General features: G+C 70.9%; 16 protein-coding genes. 9 read left to right on the top strand and 7 right to left on the bottom strand.

Annotated elements, in window-relative coordinates:
• Positions 1–246 precede the first annotated feature (246 nt).
• Positions 247–489 carry a hypothetical protein gene (locus tag P3T35_RS28925; RefSeq protein ID WP_101382868.1) on the top strand — a complete coding sequence of 81 codons (243 nt, stop codon included), beginning with the start codon at positions 247–249 and terminating at the stop codon, positions 487–489.
• A 39-nt stretch (positions 490–528) separates the two neighbouring features.
• On the opposite strand, the gene moaA is transcribed toward P3T35_RS28925, so the two are convergent.
• The 4 genes from moaA to P3T35_RS28905 all read right to left on the bottom strand — a co-directional run bounded on the left by moaA (position 529) and on the right by P3T35_RS28905 (position 5,084).
• Positions 529–1,518, bottom strand: a complete 990-nt coding sequence (gene moaA, locus P3T35_RS28920) for a GTP 3',8-cyclase MoaA (RefSeq protein ID WP_101385360.1) — start codon at positions 1,516–1,518, stop codon at positions 529–531.
• Between the two features lie 175 nt (positions 1,519–1,693).
• Positions 1,694–3,361: a cation acetate symporter gene (locus P3T35_RS28915; protein WP_101382867.1), complete on the bottom strand. Its 1,668-nt coding sequence runs from the start codon at positions 3,359–3,361 to the stop codon at positions 1,694–1,696.
• A complete protein-coding gene (locus P3T35_RS28910) occupies positions 3,358–3,693 on the bottom strand; it encodes a DUF485 domain-containing protein (protein ID WP_180356902.1) in 336 nt (111 codons plus the stop codon). Before P3T35_RS28910 ends, P3T35_RS28915 begins: the two co-directional genes overlap by 4 nt.
• Before the next feature lie 347 nt (positions 3,694–4,040).
• Positions 4,041–5,084: a zinc-dependent alcohol dehydrogenase family protein gene (locus tag P3T35_RS28905; protein WP_101382865.1), complete on the bottom strand. Its 1,044-nt coding sequence runs from the start codon at positions 5,082–5,084 to the stop codon at positions 4,041–4,043.
• A gap of 344 nt (positions 5,085–5,428) precedes the next feature.
• Here P3T35_RS28905 and P3T35_RS28900 point away from each other — a divergent pair, with 344 nt between their 5' ends.
• From P3T35_RS28900 to P3T35_RS28885, 4 genes are all read left to right on the top strand, one after another.
• Positions 5,429–6,472, top strand: coding sequence for a DEDDh family exonuclease (locus P3T35_RS28900; protein WP_101382864.1), 1,044 nt, complete (start codon positions 5,429–5,431; stop codon positions 6,470–6,472).
• Positions 6,473–6,898: 426 nt separating this feature from the next.
• Positions 6,899–7,660, top strand: coding sequence for an SDR family oxidoreductase (locus P3T35_RS28895; protein WP_101382863.1), 762 nt, complete (start codon positions 6,899–6,901; stop codon positions 7,658–7,660).
• 69 nt (positions 7,661–7,729) lie between these two features.
• The gene (locus tag P3T35_RS28890; RefSeq protein ID WP_101385359.1) at positions 7,730–8,281 is read left to right on the top strand and encodes a hypothetical protein; all 552 of its coding nucleotides are present in this window, start codon (positions 7,730–7,732) and stop codon (positions 8,279–8,281) included.
• 85 nt (positions 8,282–8,366) lie between these two features.
• Positions 8,367–8,615 (top strand): hypothetical protein, encoded by a 249-nt coding sequence (locus P3T35_RS28885; protein ID WP_280708362.1) that lies wholly within the window; start codon positions 8,367–8,369, stop codon positions 8,613–8,615.
• Positions 8,616–8,618: 3 nt separating this feature from the next.
• Here P3T35_RS28885 and P3T35_RS28880 read toward each other — a convergent pair whose 3' ends face one another.
• On the bottom strand, positions 8,619–9,650 hold the full coding sequence (locus tag P3T35_RS28880) for a medium chain dehydrogenase/reductase family protein (protein WP_101382862.1): 1,032 nt from the start codon (positions 9,648–9,650) through the stop codon (positions 8,619–8,621).
• Between the two features lie 144 nt (positions 9,651–9,794).
• On the opposite strand from P3T35_RS28880, the gene P3T35_RS28875 reads away from it, so the two are divergent.
• On the top strand, positions 9,795–10,445 hold the full coding sequence (locus P3T35_RS28875) for a TetR/AcrR family transcriptional regulator (RefSeq protein WP_101385358.1): 651 nt from the start codon (positions 9,795–9,797) through the stop codon (positions 10,443–10,445).
• 189 nt (positions 10,446–10,634) lie between these two features.
• On the opposite strand, the gene P3T35_RS28870 is transcribed toward P3T35_RS28875, so the two are convergent.
• Together P3T35_RS28870 and P3T35_RS28865 are read right to left on the bottom strand one after the other, a co-directional pair.
• Entirely contained in the window at positions 10,635–11,393 is a 759-nt protein-coding gene (locus P3T35_RS28870; RefSeq protein WP_101382861.1) for a hypothetical protein, read from the bottom strand.
• Positions 11,394–11,568: 175 nt separating this feature from the next.
• Positions 11,569–12,672 (bottom strand): GDSL-type esterase/lipase family protein, encoded by a 1,104-nt coding sequence (locus P3T35_RS28865; protein ID WP_101382860.1) that lies wholly within the window; start codon positions 12,670–12,672, stop codon positions 11,569–11,571.
• 82 nt (positions 12,673–12,754) lie between these two features.
• Here P3T35_RS28865 and P3T35_RS28860 point away from each other — a divergent pair, with 82 nt between their 5' ends.
• The 3 genes from P3T35_RS28860 (at position 12,755) to P3T35_RS28850 (ending at position 15,067) form a co-directional block, all read left to right on the top strand.
• Positions 12,755–13,087, top strand: coding sequence for a metalloregulator ArsR/SmtB family transcription factor (locus P3T35_RS28860; protein ID WP_101382859.1), 333 nt, complete (start codon positions 12,755–12,757; stop codon positions 13,085–13,087).
• 134 nt (positions 13,088–13,221) lie between these two features.
• Positions 13,222–13,857, top strand: coding sequence for a flavin reductase family protein (locus P3T35_RS28855; protein ID WP_101382858.1), 636 nt, complete (start codon positions 13,222–13,224; stop codon positions 13,855–13,857).
• A 316-nt stretch (positions 13,858–14,173) separates the two neighbouring features.
• The gene (locus P3T35_RS28850; RefSeq protein ID WP_101382857.1) at positions 14,174–15,067 is read left to right on the top strand and encodes a TIGR03621 family F420-dependent LLM class oxidoreductase; all 894 of its coding nucleotides are present in this window, start codon (positions 14,174–14,176) and stop codon (positions 15,065–15,067) included.
• Positions 15,068–15,239 lie beyond the last annotated feature (172 nt).

Here is a 15,239-nt window from a genome sequence, read left to right as displayed (position 1 = left end):
CTAGCCAATGCCCCTGTGGGCCGTGACATACTGCATACGCGCTCCGCATCCCCCGTCGGAGCGACGGACCGACGCCGGGCGGCTCCCCCCGTGGCTGCCCGGCGTCGCCATGCCGTCAGAGGGATGCTGCCCATTCGTTGACGCGATCATGCCAGCGATCATGCATGTCACAGCGGCATATTCACTGAGGCATAGTCCAGGCGCGATAGTCCGCGGGCACACCGCGCGGATGAGAGACTGTCGATCATGAGCATCGACTTCTTCGGCGACCAGCCCGAGGGGCCGCAGGGGCCACCGCAGTGCTCCGCCAAGGGCTGCCGGGCCGACGCGCACTGGGTCCTGGTCTGGAACAACCCCAAGCTGCACACCCCGGACCGCCGCAAGACCTGGCTCGCCTGCGAGGAGCACCGCGAACACCTGAGCCAGTTCCTGGGCGTGCGCGGCTTCCTGCGCGACACCGTGCCACTGGCCGACTGGACTGGTGACTGACCGACCGTCAACCCGGCTGCCGCGCAGCTCTGTTGGGGGTCAGCCTCCGATGGCCGACATCGGCCGCTCGGGCTGGTGGAACTCGGGGTCGTCGATCCCGGCCCCGGCCTTCTTGCCCCACATCGCCGCCCGCCACAGCGCGGCCAGCTCGGCGTCGTCGGCACCCTCGCGCAGCGCCGTGCGCAGGTCGGTCTCACCGGTCGCGAACAGGCAGTCGCGCACCTGGCCGTCGGCGGTCAGCCGGGTGCGGTCGCAGGCCCGGCAGAACGGCCGGGTGACCGAGGCGATCACCCCGACGGTGCCCGGCCCGCCGTCCACCAGCCAGCGCTCGGCCGGGGCGGCCCCGCGCGCGGCGGACGGCTCGGGGGTGAGGGTGAAGCGTTCGCCGAGCCGCTCCAGGATCTCGGCGGCGGTGACCATCCCGTCCCTGGTCCAGCCGTGCTGGGCGTCCAGCGGCATCTGCTCGATGAAGCGCAGCTGGTAGCCGTGGTCCAGGGTCCAGGCCAGCAGGTCGGCGGCCTCGTGGTCGTTGACCCCGCGCATCAGCACGGTGTTGATCTTCACGGGGGTGAGCCCGGCGGACTCGGCGGCGGCCAGGCCGTCCAGCACGTCCTGGTGGCGCTGCCGGCGGGTCAGGGTGTGGAAGGTCTCGGCGTCCAGGGTGTCCAGGGAGACGTTGACCCGGTCCAGGCCGGCCGCCTTCAGCGCCTCGGCGGTGCGGGCCAGGCCGACGGCGTTGGTGGTCAGCGACAGTTCGGGGCGCGGCTCCAGCTCGGCGCAGGCGGCCACGATCGACACCAGTCCGGGGCGCAGCAGCGGCTCGCCGCCGGTGAACCGCACCTCGCGGATCCCCAGCTCGCGCACCGCCAGGCCGACCAGCCGGACGATCTCCTCGTCGGTCAGCAGGGTCGGCTTGGCCAGCCACTGCAGACCCTGCTCCGGCATGCAGTAGGTGCAACGCAGATTGCACCGGTCGGTCAGTGAGACCCGCAGGTCCACGGCCTGGCGGCCGAACGTGTCGAGGAGCACGGTGCGCACCTTCCCCAGTCGCAAGTGGCGCCCGGCCCACCGTCGGGATGGACCGGGCGCCAGCTTAGACCAGGTGGATCTTCAGACCAGCTGGAGCTTTGGACCACGGCCACCTTTGGACCAGCATGATCTTTGGACCAGTGGCATCTTGAGACCTCGGCTCAGCGGGCCGTGATCAGTGCGCACCGATCCCGGTGAGGGAGCGGACTTCCAGTTCAGCGTACTTCCCCGGGTCGGCCGGGCGGCGGGAGAGCACGGTGCCCAGCCAGCCGGCCAGGAAGCCCACCGGGATCGAGACCAGGCCGGGGTTCTCCAGCGGGAACCACTGGAAGTCGCTGTGCGGGAAGAGCGAGGCGGGCCCGCCGGAGACCACCGGGGAGAACACCACCAGCGCCACCGAGCTGACCAGCCCGGCGTAGATCGAGCTGACCGCCCCGGCGGTGGTGAACCGCTTCCAGTAGAGCGAGTAGAGCATGGTGGGCAAGTTGGCCGAGGCGGCGACCGCGAAGGCCAGTGCCACCAGGGCGGCGGTGTTCAGCTTGTCGGCGTAGATGCTCAAGCCGATGGCGATCGCGCCGATCACCACGGCGGCCAGCTTGGCCGAGCGCACCTCCTCGCGTTCGCCCACCTTGCCGCGGCGGATCACGTTGGCGTAGAGGTCATGGGCGAACGAGGCCGAGGAGGCCAGGGTGAGGCCGGCGACCACGGCCAGGATGGTGGCGAAGGCCACCGCCGAGATCACCGCCAGCAGGATCGCGCCGCCGGTGGTGCCGGCGCCGCCGCCGAGCGACTGGGCGAGCAGCGGGGCGGCGGTGTTGCCGGCCGCGTTGGAGGCCTTGATGGTCTTCGGGCCGACCAGGGCCGCCGCGCCGAAGCCGAGCGCCAGCGTCATCAGGTAGAACACGCCGATGATCCCGATCGCCCACAGCACCGACTTCCGGGCCGCCTTGGCGGTGGGCACGGTGTAGAAGCGGACCAGGATGTGCGGCAGGCCGGCGGTGCCGAACACCAGGGCCAGGCCGAGGCTGATGAAGTCCAGCTTGGTGGTGCCGTTCTCGCCGTACTTGAGCCCCGGCTGCAGGAAGGCGGAGCCCTTGCCGCTGGCGTGCGCGGCGGCGCCCAGCAGGGTGGACGGGTTGAAGTGGTACTTGGCCAGCACCATCACGGTCATCAGCGCGGCGCCCAGGATGAGCAGCACGGCCTTGACGATCTGCACCCAGGTGGTGCCCTTCATCCCGCCGACGGTGACGTAGAGCACCATCAGCGCGCCGACCACGACCACGGTCCAGGTCTTGGCGGCGCTGCCGTCGATGCCGAGCAGTAATGCGACCAGCGAGCCGGCGCCGACCATCTGGGCCAGCAGGTAGAAGACCGAGACCACGATGGTGGAGATGCCGGCGGCGGTGCGGACCGGCCGCTGGCGCATCCGGAAGGCCAGCACGTCGGCCATGGTGTAGCGGCCGGAGTTGCGCAGCGGTTCGGCGATCAGCAGCAGGGCGACCAGCCAGGCCACCAGGAAGCCGATCGAGTAGAGGAAGCCGTCGTAGCCGGAGAGGGCGATGGCACCGGCGATGCCCAGGAAAGAGGCCGCCGACATGTAGTCGCCGGAGATCGCCAGGCCGTTCTGCAGACCGGAGAAGCCGCGGCCGCCGGCGTAGAAGTCGGTGGCGGTCCTGGTCTGGCGGCCGGCCCAGACCGTGATGCCCAGGGTGACCAGGACGAAGAACGCGAACAGCGCCAGGGTCAGGTCGCGGTGGCCGGCGGCCGGGTTGGCCGCGAGGTCGGTCGCGGCCGGGTGGGTCGCGGCCAGGCGGGTTGCCGTGAGCTGGGTCCAGGTGGTCATTCGCCGGCCTCCTGCGGGGTCGCGTTGCGGGGTGCCTGCTCGGCTACGGTGGGCGCGGCGTGGCGGTGCCGCAGGTCCTCGGCGATCGGGTCCAGCCGGCGGTTCGCGAACCGCGCGTACCAGGCGGCGATGGCGAAGGTGCTGACGAACTGCAGCAGGCCCATCAGCAGTGCCACGTTGATGCTGCCGAACAGCGTGGCGGCCATGAAGCCGTGCGCGTAGCTGGAGAGCAGCACGTAGAGCAGGTACCAGAGCAGGAAGCCGACGGTCACCGGGAAGGCGAAACCGCGGGTGGTGCTGCGCAGGGTGCGTAGGGCGGGGTCCTGGGTGATCTGATCCGCGAGGGCGGGGGCGGGGGCGGTTGCGGTGAGGTCGCCGCCGGCCTGGGGCTCGGGTTGAGCGGGATGGTCCACTCCATCTCTCCTGACGTCGTGATCATCCAATCGGTTCTTCGGATCGATGTACCCAAACTCTGGCCGAAATACATCGCTTGGCGAATTTACGTGCGCCAAAAGTCCACAGAGGCGGTGTCAACCTACGACACCGCCCCTGTGGGAGAGTTGAGCACCCGTCAGGCGCTTCAGATTATCTGCTGGTCCGTTTAATAATGCCCATTAGTGGCGGGCGGTAATCGAACCTGAATTCTATCCTCGAATGAGAATGCGAACAGAAGCGCGAATCAGAACGCGATCCGCACCTTGAGCGCCGAGCGGTCGTCCATCGCCCGGTAGCCGTCCGGCACGCCGTCCAGGTCCACCGTGCGGTCGAAGACCAGGCCGGGCTCGATCCGGCCGTTCAGCACGTCGACGAGCAGCTCCGGGATGTAGGCGCGGGCCGGCGCGACGCCGCCGCCGAGCGCGACGTTCCGGCCGAACATCTGGCCGATGTCGACACCGGCGCTGCCGCCGTGCGGCACCCCGACGTAGCCGACTGCGCCGCCGTCGCGGGCGATCGAGATCGCGGTCCGCATCGACTCCTCGGTCCCGACCGCCTCCAGCACCGCGTGCGCGCCCTGACCGCCGGTCAGCTCGCGCACCGCCTCGATGGCCGCCTCACCGCGCTCGGCCACCACATCGGTGGCCCCGAACCGCCGGGCGATCGCCGTGCGCACCTCGTGCCGGCCGAGCGCGATGATCCGCTCCGCACCCAGCCGCTGCGCGGCCAGCACCCCGCACAGCCCCACCGCGCCGTCGCCCACCACGGCGACCGTGGCCCCCGGGCGCACCTTGGCCGCCAGCGCCGCGTGGTGACCGGTGGCCATCACGTCGGACAGCGCCAGCAGGCTCGGCAGCAGCGCCTGGTCGGTGGCCGCCTCCTTGGGCAGCCGCACCAGGGTGCCGTCGGCGAACGGCACCCGGACCGCCTCGCCCTGCCCGCCGTCCGAACCCACGCTGCCCCAGAAGCCACCGTGCGGGCAGGAGGTCTGCAGGCCCTCGCGGCAGTAGTCGCAGACGCCGTCGGACCACACGAACGGAGCCACCACGAAGTCGCCCGGCTTGACGCCGTTCACCTCGGTGCCGACCGCCTCGACGATCCCGAGGAACTCGTGTCCGATTCGCTGGCCGGCCTCACGGGCCGCGACCCCGCGATAGGCCCACAGGTCGCTGCCGCAGATACAGGCGTTGACCACCCGCACCACCGCGTCGGTGGGCTGCTGGATCACCGGGTCGGGGACCTCCTCGATCCGGATGTCGTTCGGGCCGTGGATCACGGTGGCGCGCATAAGTGCTGTTCCTCACATCGACAAAGAGATTGTGCCGCTTGTACGACTGATCCCATTGGTCACTTTATTCCCGAAGTGGGTAGCCCCCGCACTGCACCGAGCGCGCCAAAGCGACAGGGATTGGACACGAATTCATCCGATCGAGTGTAGGGAACGGGTCCTGCCGGATCGGATCCGCTCCACCGCGGCGCCACCCCCGGATACGTCGACGACCAGCACCCCTGACGCATCCGCCTGCCCGGCTTCGATGTGACCGGTGGCCGTGCCGCTGCCCGGGTCGCCCGGCAACAGCACCGCGAGCGGACCGTGATCGGCCCGTGAGCGCGAGGTTAAGCTGTTGCACCATGCATGCGCTCCAGCCGCCGGCCGGCCCGATCCCGTTCCAGCGCACCGGCCCGGCCGAGGCCACCGGTGCGGCGGTCGGCGCACCCTCGGAAGACCTTGCGCCTGCCGGCTTCGTGGTGGTCGACGTCGAGACCACCGGCCTGGGCCGCACCGACCGGGTGATCTCGATCGGCCTCTACCGGCTGGACGCCGACGGCAACGAGATCGACCACTGGTACACCCTGGTCAACCCGCAGCGCGACCCAGGGCCGGTCTGGATCCACGGCCTGACCAGCGCGATGCTGGCCGACGCCCCGACCTTCCCGGAGATCGCCGAGGAGTTCGCGCAGCGACTGCACGGCCGGGTGATGGTGGCGCACAACGCACTCTTCGACTGGAACATGATCTCGCGTGAGTTCGCCCGCGCCGGATCCCGCGCGCCGGTCGAGCAGCGGGTCTGCACCATGGTGCTCTCCCGCGACCTCGGCCTGCCACTGCCCAACGGCCGACTCGCCACCCTCGCCGAGTACTTCGGAGTGCAGCAGCGCCACGCGCACAACGCGCTGGACGACGCCCGGGTGCTCGCCGAGGCCTTCCGCCCCAGCCTGCACCTGGCCCGCAGCGGCGGCGTGCCGCTCCCGCTGACCACCTGCGTGGCCGTCACCGACCTCGGCGAGGACACCGCCGCGGCGCCGCTCGCCCCGGCGCGCGGCTCCTGGTCCTCCTCCTACCGCCAGATCCGCAAGCGGCCGCCGTGCCCGTACCCCAACCCGGGCCGCTGGCAGGAGGGCGGGCCGCTCATCCAGGGCATGCGGGTGGCGATCACCGGCGACACCGCCACTGACCGCGAACTCCTCGAGGACCGGGCGATCGCCGCCGGGCTGCACATCGCCGCCTCGGTGAGCCGGCTCACCAGCCTGCTGGTCACCAACGAGCCCGGCAGCTGGAGCGGCAAGGCCCGCAAGGCGCGCGAGGTCGGCACCCCGGTGATCGGCGAGGACGCCTTCCTCCAGCTCCTGTCCGACGTCGCACCCCACCCGGCCCCGGGCCCCAGCCGCCGCTAGGCGCCGGCCGCACGCCCTAGCGGGCCCACCACCCCCAGGCGGTGGGCCCCTCCCCACACCCAGGTACGCCCCAGCCCGCCGCGCACTCCCCCGCGGGTAGAGCCGGCAGCTACCAAGGCCACCACCCCCAAGCGGGTGGGCCCTCCCCACACCCAGGCACGCCCCAGCGCCCCCACCGGCGGGCCCACCACGTGGCCACCCCACCCAACCCCCGACCGCTACCGCCCCGCACCGCAGGGCCCATCACCACCTCCGGCCAACCCCCGACCACTACCGCCCCGCACCGCAGGGCCCATCACCACCTCCGGCCAACCCCCGACCGCTACCGCCCCGCACCGCAGGGCCCATCACCACGTCCGGCCAGCCCCCTGTCCCGAACGCAGCCCCTCCGCCACCTCCCCCGCCCCCTGCGGCAGGATGAGCACCATGGATCTCGGACTGCAGGACAAGGTGTACGTGCTCACCGGCGCCAGCCGCGGCCTCGGCTTCGCCGCCGCCCGCGAGCTGGTGGCCGACGGTGCCCGGGTGGTGCTGACGGGCCGTCACAAGGACCGCCTCGACGCCGCCGTCTCCGTGCTGGGCGGCCCCGACCACGCGCACGGCGTGGTGGCCGACAATGCCGACCCGGCCGCTGCCGAGCAGGTGATCGCCGCCGCCACCAACCAGTTCGGGCGCTTCGACGGCGTCCTGATCAGCGTCGGCGGCCCGACCGCCGGCCCCGTCCTCACGGCCGCCGACGACGACTGGCGCAGCGCCTTCGAGTCCGTCTTCCTCGGCGCCCTGCGCCTGGCCCGCACCGCCGCCGAGTCCCTCACCGAAGGCGGCGTCATCGGCTTCGTGCTCTCCAGCTCGGTGCGCCAGCCGATCCCGGGCCTGGGCATCTCCAACGGCCTGCGCCCGGGCCTGGCGATGGCCGCCAAGTCGCTCGCCAACGAGCTCGGCCCGCGCGGCATCCGGGTCCTCGGCCTGCTGCCCGCCCGCATCGACACCGACCGGGTGCGCGAACTCGACGCCCTCGCCCCGGATCCCGCCGCCGCCCGCGCCGCCGCCAGTGCCGCGATCCCGCTGGGCCGCTACGGCGCCCCCGAGGAGTTCGGCAAGGTCGCCGCCTTCGCCCTCTCCCCGGCCGCCTCCTACCTGACCGGCGTGATGATCCCGGTCGACGGCGGCGCCCTGACGGCGCTGTAACCTGCCGCAACGGCTCCTCACTCCGCCCGGAGCGAGGAGCCACCGCAGCGCAGGGGGTGCTTGATGGTCATGAGTGACGCAGCCAGGACCGAGTGGTGGGAGAGCCTGCCTGCCGGGATCCGGGAGCAGATCGACGGGTACGTCCTCCAGGACTCCGTCATGGGGGCGGTGCGCCTCGTCTTCAATGTCGGCCGCGCTTCCCACGGCATCGGGCTCAACACCGCTCAGGCCATCGTCGCCGACCGCTACGAGCACTACGGCGACCGCATCGCCCGCACCCCGGACAGTCCCCTCGACCTGGATTCCCTGGCCTACCGCGCCGCCGGCTTTCCCGGCCGCATCCTGGCGATCGAGGCGATCTGGGACGGCGACACCGTCCACGACTGGTTCGTGGAGCTGCTGGCCGTCACCGAGGACCCCGAGACGGACCACCACCTCGCCACCGTCTACTACTCCACGGCCAAGAACCACCTTGCCGCGCAGCACACTTCCGACCCCCGCCCGCTCCCCGCCATCGCCGCCGACCGGGCCGGCCGCGCCCTGGCCGCCCACCTCGCGGTCCCGTTCCACTTCGCCAGCCCGGACACCCCGGACGACGAAGCCCCCCACTGGCGGCCCTAGCGCGCCTGCCTGTTCAGAACTGCCTCTTCAGAACTGCCTGTTCAGAACTGCCTGTTCAGATAGGCCAGCACCGCCCGCACCCGCCGTGCTGCTGCCCGTGGTCGCCGTCCTGATCCACCGTCTGGCGGTCTCCGCCGCCGGGGGCTCCCGCCGCGCCTTCGACCGCCTGCGCACCCTCGCCGTCGTCATGCCGATCGCCATCGTCGGCATCGACCTGATCCCCGGCGTCTGCCCGCCCTGGTACGCGGCGATGCAGGCGGTCTGCGTGCTGCCCGTCGCCCGGATCGCCCTGCTGCTGCGCGCCGCCCGAACCCGACCGATCAGTACCCGGTGATCGTCAGGGCGTCAGGATGATCTTGCCGGTGACGGTGCCGGACTCCGCCAGCCGCAGCGCCTCGCCGGCTTTGGCGAGCGGCAGCCGGGCGGCGACGGGGGCGGAGATGTCGCCGCGGCGCAGGGCCGCGAAGACCTCGGACAGGTCGGTGTGCAGCCGGGCGCGGAAGCGGTTCTGCTGGAGCTTCTTGCCGGCCCAGATGTTGTAGAAGTGGGCTCGGCGACCGTTGGGCAGGGCGTTCCACAGCCAGGTGCGGGCGAGGATCTTCAGCACGGGCCACTGCTTGGAACCGGTGTCGTCACGGGTCGAGGCGCTGCCGTAGGCGACGAGGGTGCCGCCGGCGGCGAGCAGGTGCCAGGAGTCGATGACGCTGCGGCCGCCGACGTGGTCGAACACGGCGTCCACTCCGCCGGGGGCCAGCTCGCGGACCTGGGCCGGCACGTTCCCGGTGCGGTAGTCGATCGGGGTGACGTCCAGTGCGCGCAGCGCGTCGTGGTGCCGGGCGGAGGCCGTCCCGATCACCTTCACGCCTGCCGCGCGGGCGAGTTGGACCAGAACCAGTCCCACCCCACCGCCGGCTCCGTGCACCAGCACGGTCTGGCCGGCGCGCACCCGAGCGGCGCGGTGCAGCATCTGCCAGGCGGTGACACCGTTGACTACCACGGTCTCGGCCTGCTCCGCAGTCAGGCCCTCGGGGACCTCGACCGCGTCCCGGGCGTCGACGAGCACGTGGCTGGCCCAGCCGCCGACCTTGGTCAGCGCGGCCACCCGCCGTCCGGTCAGGGCCGGATCGACTCCCGGGCCGGTCGACTGGACCCGGCCCACCAGGTCGTAGCCGGGCACGAACGGGAACGGGGGCTGGTCGTAGTACCGCCCGCGGCGCATCTGCTGCTCGGCGAACGAGACGCCGGTCGCCTCCATGGCGATCACGAGCTGCCCCGGGCCGGGCTGTGCCACGGAAGCGGCCCTGACCTGCAGGTCTTCCGGTTCCACGATGCCCGGCAGAACCACCTCGACGAGGGTGTGGTCGGTCATGGCGACTCCTCTTTCTCCAGAAGGCCTAGAAGGTCTTGCGTTCGTTAGAAGTTATAACACCTTTCGTCGGCGATGGGCAATCGCACTGGTGATACCTTCTAACTGAACTGGTCGAGAGGGAGGAGAGAGAAGGTGGAGACGGTCGTGAACGAGTCGGAGGCGGCGACGCCCAGGCAGCGCTACCGCGCCCAGGTACGGGACGAAGTCAAGAAGCACGCCTGGGGGCAGATCGCCACCGCCGGAGCGTCTGCCCTGTCCCTGAACGCCATCGCCAAGCAGATGGGCATGAGCGGGCCCGCCCTGTACCGCTACTTCGCCAACCGCGACGAGCTGATCACCGAGCTCATCAGGGACGCCTACCGGAGCCTGGCCGACACCTTCCGCGCCCGCGCCGCCGCCGGCGCCGACCTCGCCGACCTGGCCCACGCCCTGCGTGCCTGGGCCCTGGCCGACCCCCAGCGCTACCTGCTGATCTACGGCACCCCCGTGCCCGGCTACCAGGCCCCCGAGGACACCGCCCGCACCGCCGACGATGTCATGTCCGTCCTCCTCGACGCCTGCGCCGCCGACGGACTCCCCGAGCTGCCGCCGTCACCGTTCCAGACGCAGCCGGTCGACCAGCCGGCCTGGGGCGGTCAACGCCCCGCCGCATCATCGGCGCGGCACCGCGCCCTCGTCTTCTGGACCCGCCTCCACGGCGTGCTCTCGCTCGAACTCGCCGGCCACTTCAGCGGCATGGGGTTCGATCCGGCCCAGCTGTACGCCGCCGAGGCAGCAGCCATCACGGGCCGCTGACCGCTGACCGTTCTGACACAACGACAAGACGCCGGTCTCCAAGGCAAGCCTCGGAGACCGGCGTCGAGTTCGAGCCGCTCGGCGATCCGCTCGGTCAGCGGCAGGTGCTCCCCGTGCCGAGCAGACCGGCGGCGTTCCGTTCCCACGCACCGCGGAATGCTCCCGCGTGATGCGGGTGGCTGATCAGCCCTACTGGGCGGTGTGCAGCTTGTCGAGCTGCTTCTTGACCGACTTCTGGTCCGGCATACCGGGGTCCGCGAGGGCCGAGTCGGCCATCATCGTGACCGTGTCACCGGTGCGGATGAAGACATAGGCCTTGGTCTCCATCACCGAATGGTCACTCCCGTCCTGGTCGTACTCGGCCTGGAGGGCCACGGTGGCGTCGCCGAGGGCCTGGTAGGTGCCCTTGCTGAACTTGACCGCGGCCTTCGGCACGGGGGCGCCCGGGGTGGTGGTCTTGAAGCTCGCGCACCCGGCGAGCGCGGACTCGGCGGCCGCCATGGCCTTCTCCGCCTGCCCGGGCGCGTACTGGGCGAGTTGGATCTCCTGGTACTCGCGGCCGTTGGTGGCGTAGTAGAAGCCCGTCGCGGCGCCGGTCGGCGCCGGCGAGGCGTTCCCGGCGTCGGTCAGGTCCACCAGGGGCTGGCAGGCGGGCTTGTCCGCGGTCGACCTGTGCTGCTTGCCGGCCGGGCCGAGAGTGGAGCGGTTCGCGTCCGCACCCATGTCCTGCACGGTGAGCAGCGCCTTGACGAGCTGGTCCTGGGTCAATGCCTTGCCCGTCTTGCCCGCCCCCGACGCGGCGGGCGCGGCGGGCGCGGCACCCGTCGGGGCCTGGGACGCGGCACCGGTGGCGGCGGGCGTGGTCGAGCCGGACGCGGAGCCGGAAGAGCCGGTGTCATCGGGACCGCAGGCCGTCAGCGCCAGGGCGAGCGGAGCGACGGCGGCCATGGCAAAGGCGATACGCAAAGAGTGCAACGTAGGAATCCCCCGATATCAGAACATAACTTGATTCGTTTCGCTGATTGATGATCAAGTTACCGCATAGTTCTCACACTCCGCGCACGCCGCCGGGAGCCCATCCGACAACTCGCGTGACAGTCACCAGCCACTGATCACCGCGGAACTAGAGGGTCGCCGCAACTCCCGTGCCCGCGAACAGTTCCAGGTCCACCGCCGCCGCGAGCGCCGCCGCCCCGGCGCCGCCCGGGTGCACGCCGTCACCGGAGTCGAAGCCGGCGGCAAGGCGGGAGGTGTCCTGCGGATCGGCCACCTCGGAGGCGAAGTCGACCACGGGCCACGTGGATTGGGCGCGAAGCGCCTCGTTCACGGCAAGCCTCGTCGCCTCATTGCCCGCCGCGCGGAACGGTTCGTAGACGCTGCCCATCATCGGCGTCAGGGTGCCGAGAATCGGGCGGATGCCGTGCTCCTCCGCCAGTCGAGCCAGTGCGAACAGCGCGTCGGTGATCTCCGCGGCCGTGGCGCCGAAGGCGAGGTCGTTGAGGCCGGCCAGGAGCAGCAGGTGGGTGGCCTCCCGGGTGCCCAGCACGTCGCGGGCGAAGCGGTCGGGGAGGGTGGGGCCGAACAGCGGGCCGAGCAGGCGGTTGCCGCCGATCCCCGCATTGAGGACGGTTCCGGCGGAGCCGATCCTGCGCTGGAGATGGTCGGGGTAGCGCTGGTCGAGGTCCGCCGAGGTGCCGTCGCCGCGCGTGATCGAGTCGCCGAAGGTGACGATGACCGGGCCGCTCGCGGGAGCGTCCGTCAGGACCCGGGTGATCCAGTAGAGCGACGCGAAGCGCTCGCCGGAGCCGAGCACCTCGCCGGTCCGTTGTGCGGAGTGCAGATAGGCACCGGCCTGGTAGACGCCGGTCTGGTAGGCACTGGCCTCGGCGCTGCTGCCGAGCGTGACGTCGACCGTCAGCTCCTGCCCGGCGGCGAAGGCCAGTTGGACCGGATCGCTGGTCGCTGTCCCGCCCGGCGGGATCTCCCAGCGCGTCCGGCCCTCACGGGTCACCGTCGCACCGGCGTCGGCGATCGTGACCGCTTCGAAGACCAGCGGCGCGCGCCCGAACTCGTTGCTGAGCACCAGGCGCAGCGCGGTGCCGCCGCGCAGGACGCGGACCCACTGGCGCACGGTCTCCGCCGGCGCGAAGGTGCGCGGCTGCGGCATGAACGGCGGCGTTCCGGCCGGGTCTCCGAGTGCGGCGAGGTAGGCAGTGGTCCAGGTCATGACGGCATCCCCCGGTCATCGACGATCATCAATGTCCGTGACAGTAGTCGATGAGATTGATGAATGTCGATACCCTGAACGCATGACGACGACTGACGACCGCCACCCCGCCACCCAAGACCTCCGACTGGTCAAGGTGCTGGCCGCCCTCGCCGACCCGGTGCGCGTCAGCATCGTCCGCACCCTCGCCGGCCTCGGCGAGTCGCCCTGCGTGGACCTCCACCACGCCGCAGGCCTGACGATCAGCCAGCCGACCTTCTCGCACCACCAGCGCGTGCTGCGGCAGGCGGGCGTGCTGCGCGAGCGGGTGCAGGGCGCGCAGCGGATCGTCAGCCTGCGCACCGGCGACCTCGACGCCTGCTTCCCCGGCCTGCTGACCGCCGTACTTGAGACCCACCCCGAACTCGTCCGCTAGGAGCGTGGGTTGGCAAGAGACATGCAAGGTCCGATTACCGCCAGCGGCATTCGTCCGCCCCCGGGCAGAGTCATTGACGGCTCGTGCTCCTGATCACGAGTCCGTTCGATTCATACTTCGTGGAAGGTGTACGAATGCACGTCGTGCCCGGGCTCAAGGTGTTGTACTTCGGCACTCCGGTGGTGCTGATCAGCTCACGCAACGAGGACGGCACCGCGAACCTCGCTCCGATGTCGTCCGCGTGGTGGCTGGGCCAGTCCTGCATGCTCGGTCTGGGGAGCATGCATCAGACGACGGCGAATCTGCTGCGCGAGCGCGAGTGCGTGCTCAACCTGCCGTCATCGTCGATGGTCGATGCCGTTGACCGGATCGCGCTCACTACGGGAACGCCCGTCCTTTCGGATTTCAAGCTGGAACGCGGCTACCGTTATGAGCCGGACAAGTTCTCGGTGGCGCAACTCACCGAGCAGGCATCGGAGCTGGTCGCGCCGCCCCGGGTCGCGGAGTGCCCGATCCAGTTGGAGTGCAGGGTCGTCGCGGTGCACTCGCTCGCCGGCGCCTCAGACGTCACCGCATTCGAGGTCGAGGTGCTACGCGCCCACGTCGAGGAGCACCTGATCATCCCGGGGACGCACTACATCGACCCACTCGGCTGGGACCCGCTGATCATGAAGTTCTGCGAGTACTTCGGCGGTGGGCACAACGTTCATCCGTCGAGCCTCGCCGAAGGTTGGAAGATGCCGCATCAGCTCGACCCGACCGCTGCGTGAGCTGGTATTCCTACCGCCGACATGACCCGGACAGCCGTGCGAGCGCCGAGTCCGTGTCCGCTGTCAAAATGTCAATAATGGCTCTGCAGAACGGAGTTGAACTGAAATTCGGACCGGGCGAGTGTTGACCGCACCTGGTCGCACACTTTAGATTCCAGGAGCCATCGTCATCTCGTCACGACCGGACCCACCGCTTCCGCTCAACTGGCCTCACCTGGGCCCCGGTTGGTTCGCCGACTCTTTGACGTGGACTTTTCCGGGGGATCACCGACGCCCTTTGTGGCAGTCGGGCGAAGTATCAGGAGCAATCAGCCACATGCGCAGCTTCAGATTCGGCTTTACGCTGGCCAGCCACCGCACGCCCGCCGCACTGGCCGAGACCGTCCGCACCGCCGAGTCGTACGGTTACGACAGGGCGGTGACGGTCGACCACCTCGGCGCCAACCGCAGCTCGCCCTTCCTCACCCTGCTGGCCGCCGCCCATGCCGGGCAGCAGCTGCAGTTGGGCACCTACGTGCTCAACTGCGGTTTCTGGAACGCGTCGATCCTCGCCCGAGAGGTGGCCACGCTCTCCCGCCTGACCGAGGGCAAGGTCGAACTCGGTATCGGCGCGGGCGTGGTGAAGGCGGAGTTCGACAGCGCCGGCATCCCCTTCGCACCCTTCCGGCAGCGAATGGACCGGCTGGAGTCGACCCTGGACGAGTTGGACCGGCTCTTCGCCCTGGAGACCGACCTGACCCGACCTGCGCTGCTGCTCGGCGGCACCAGCGACCGGCTGCTGCGGATCGCCGCCGAACGGGCCGACACCGTCAGCTTCAGCGGCTGGGTGCAGGTCCCCGGCCGGCCGACCGGGACGCTCGGCATCATTCCCGCCGAACACGCTGACGAGCGGGTGGGGTTCTTCCGCAAGATGGCCGGCGATCGGCTGCCGGCGATCGAGCATGACGTCTTCGTCCTGGACGTCCGGGTGACCGACGACCGTTGGGCCGAGGCCGAAGCGGTGGCCGCCGAAGAGCCGTTCCTGACGCCGGAGCAGGCACTGGAGAGCCCGTTCATCCTGATCGGCACGGTGGAGGAGATCGCCGAGCAGGTCCTGCGCCACCGCGAGCGCTACGGCTTCACCTCGTTCACCGTGCAGCGCCCGGCGATGGAGGCATTCGGCCCGGTGATCGAACTGGTCCGGAAAGCGGAACGCGCCGCCTCCCTCTGACCCTTCCCGTAGCGCACCAGGGCGGCTCACCAGGCCTGACGCGGAGCGACGTGCTCGCGGCCGGGGGGGGCGGGTGGGGACACGCCCGGCCGGGCGCCCCCGCCCGTGGGGGGGGGGCCACCCGGGCCGCGGCCGGCGCACCCGGGGGGGCCAAACAACCCGGTGACGTTGG

Source organism: Kitasatospora sp. GP30 (assembly GCF_029892145.1).
Classification (GTDB): Bacteria; Actinomycetota; Actinomycetes; order Streptomycetales; family Streptomycetaceae; genus Kitasatospora; species Kitasatospora acidiphila.
The sequence above is the reverse complement of the archived record's forward strand: the minus strand, read 5'-3'. Positions and strand labels throughout refer to the sequence as shown.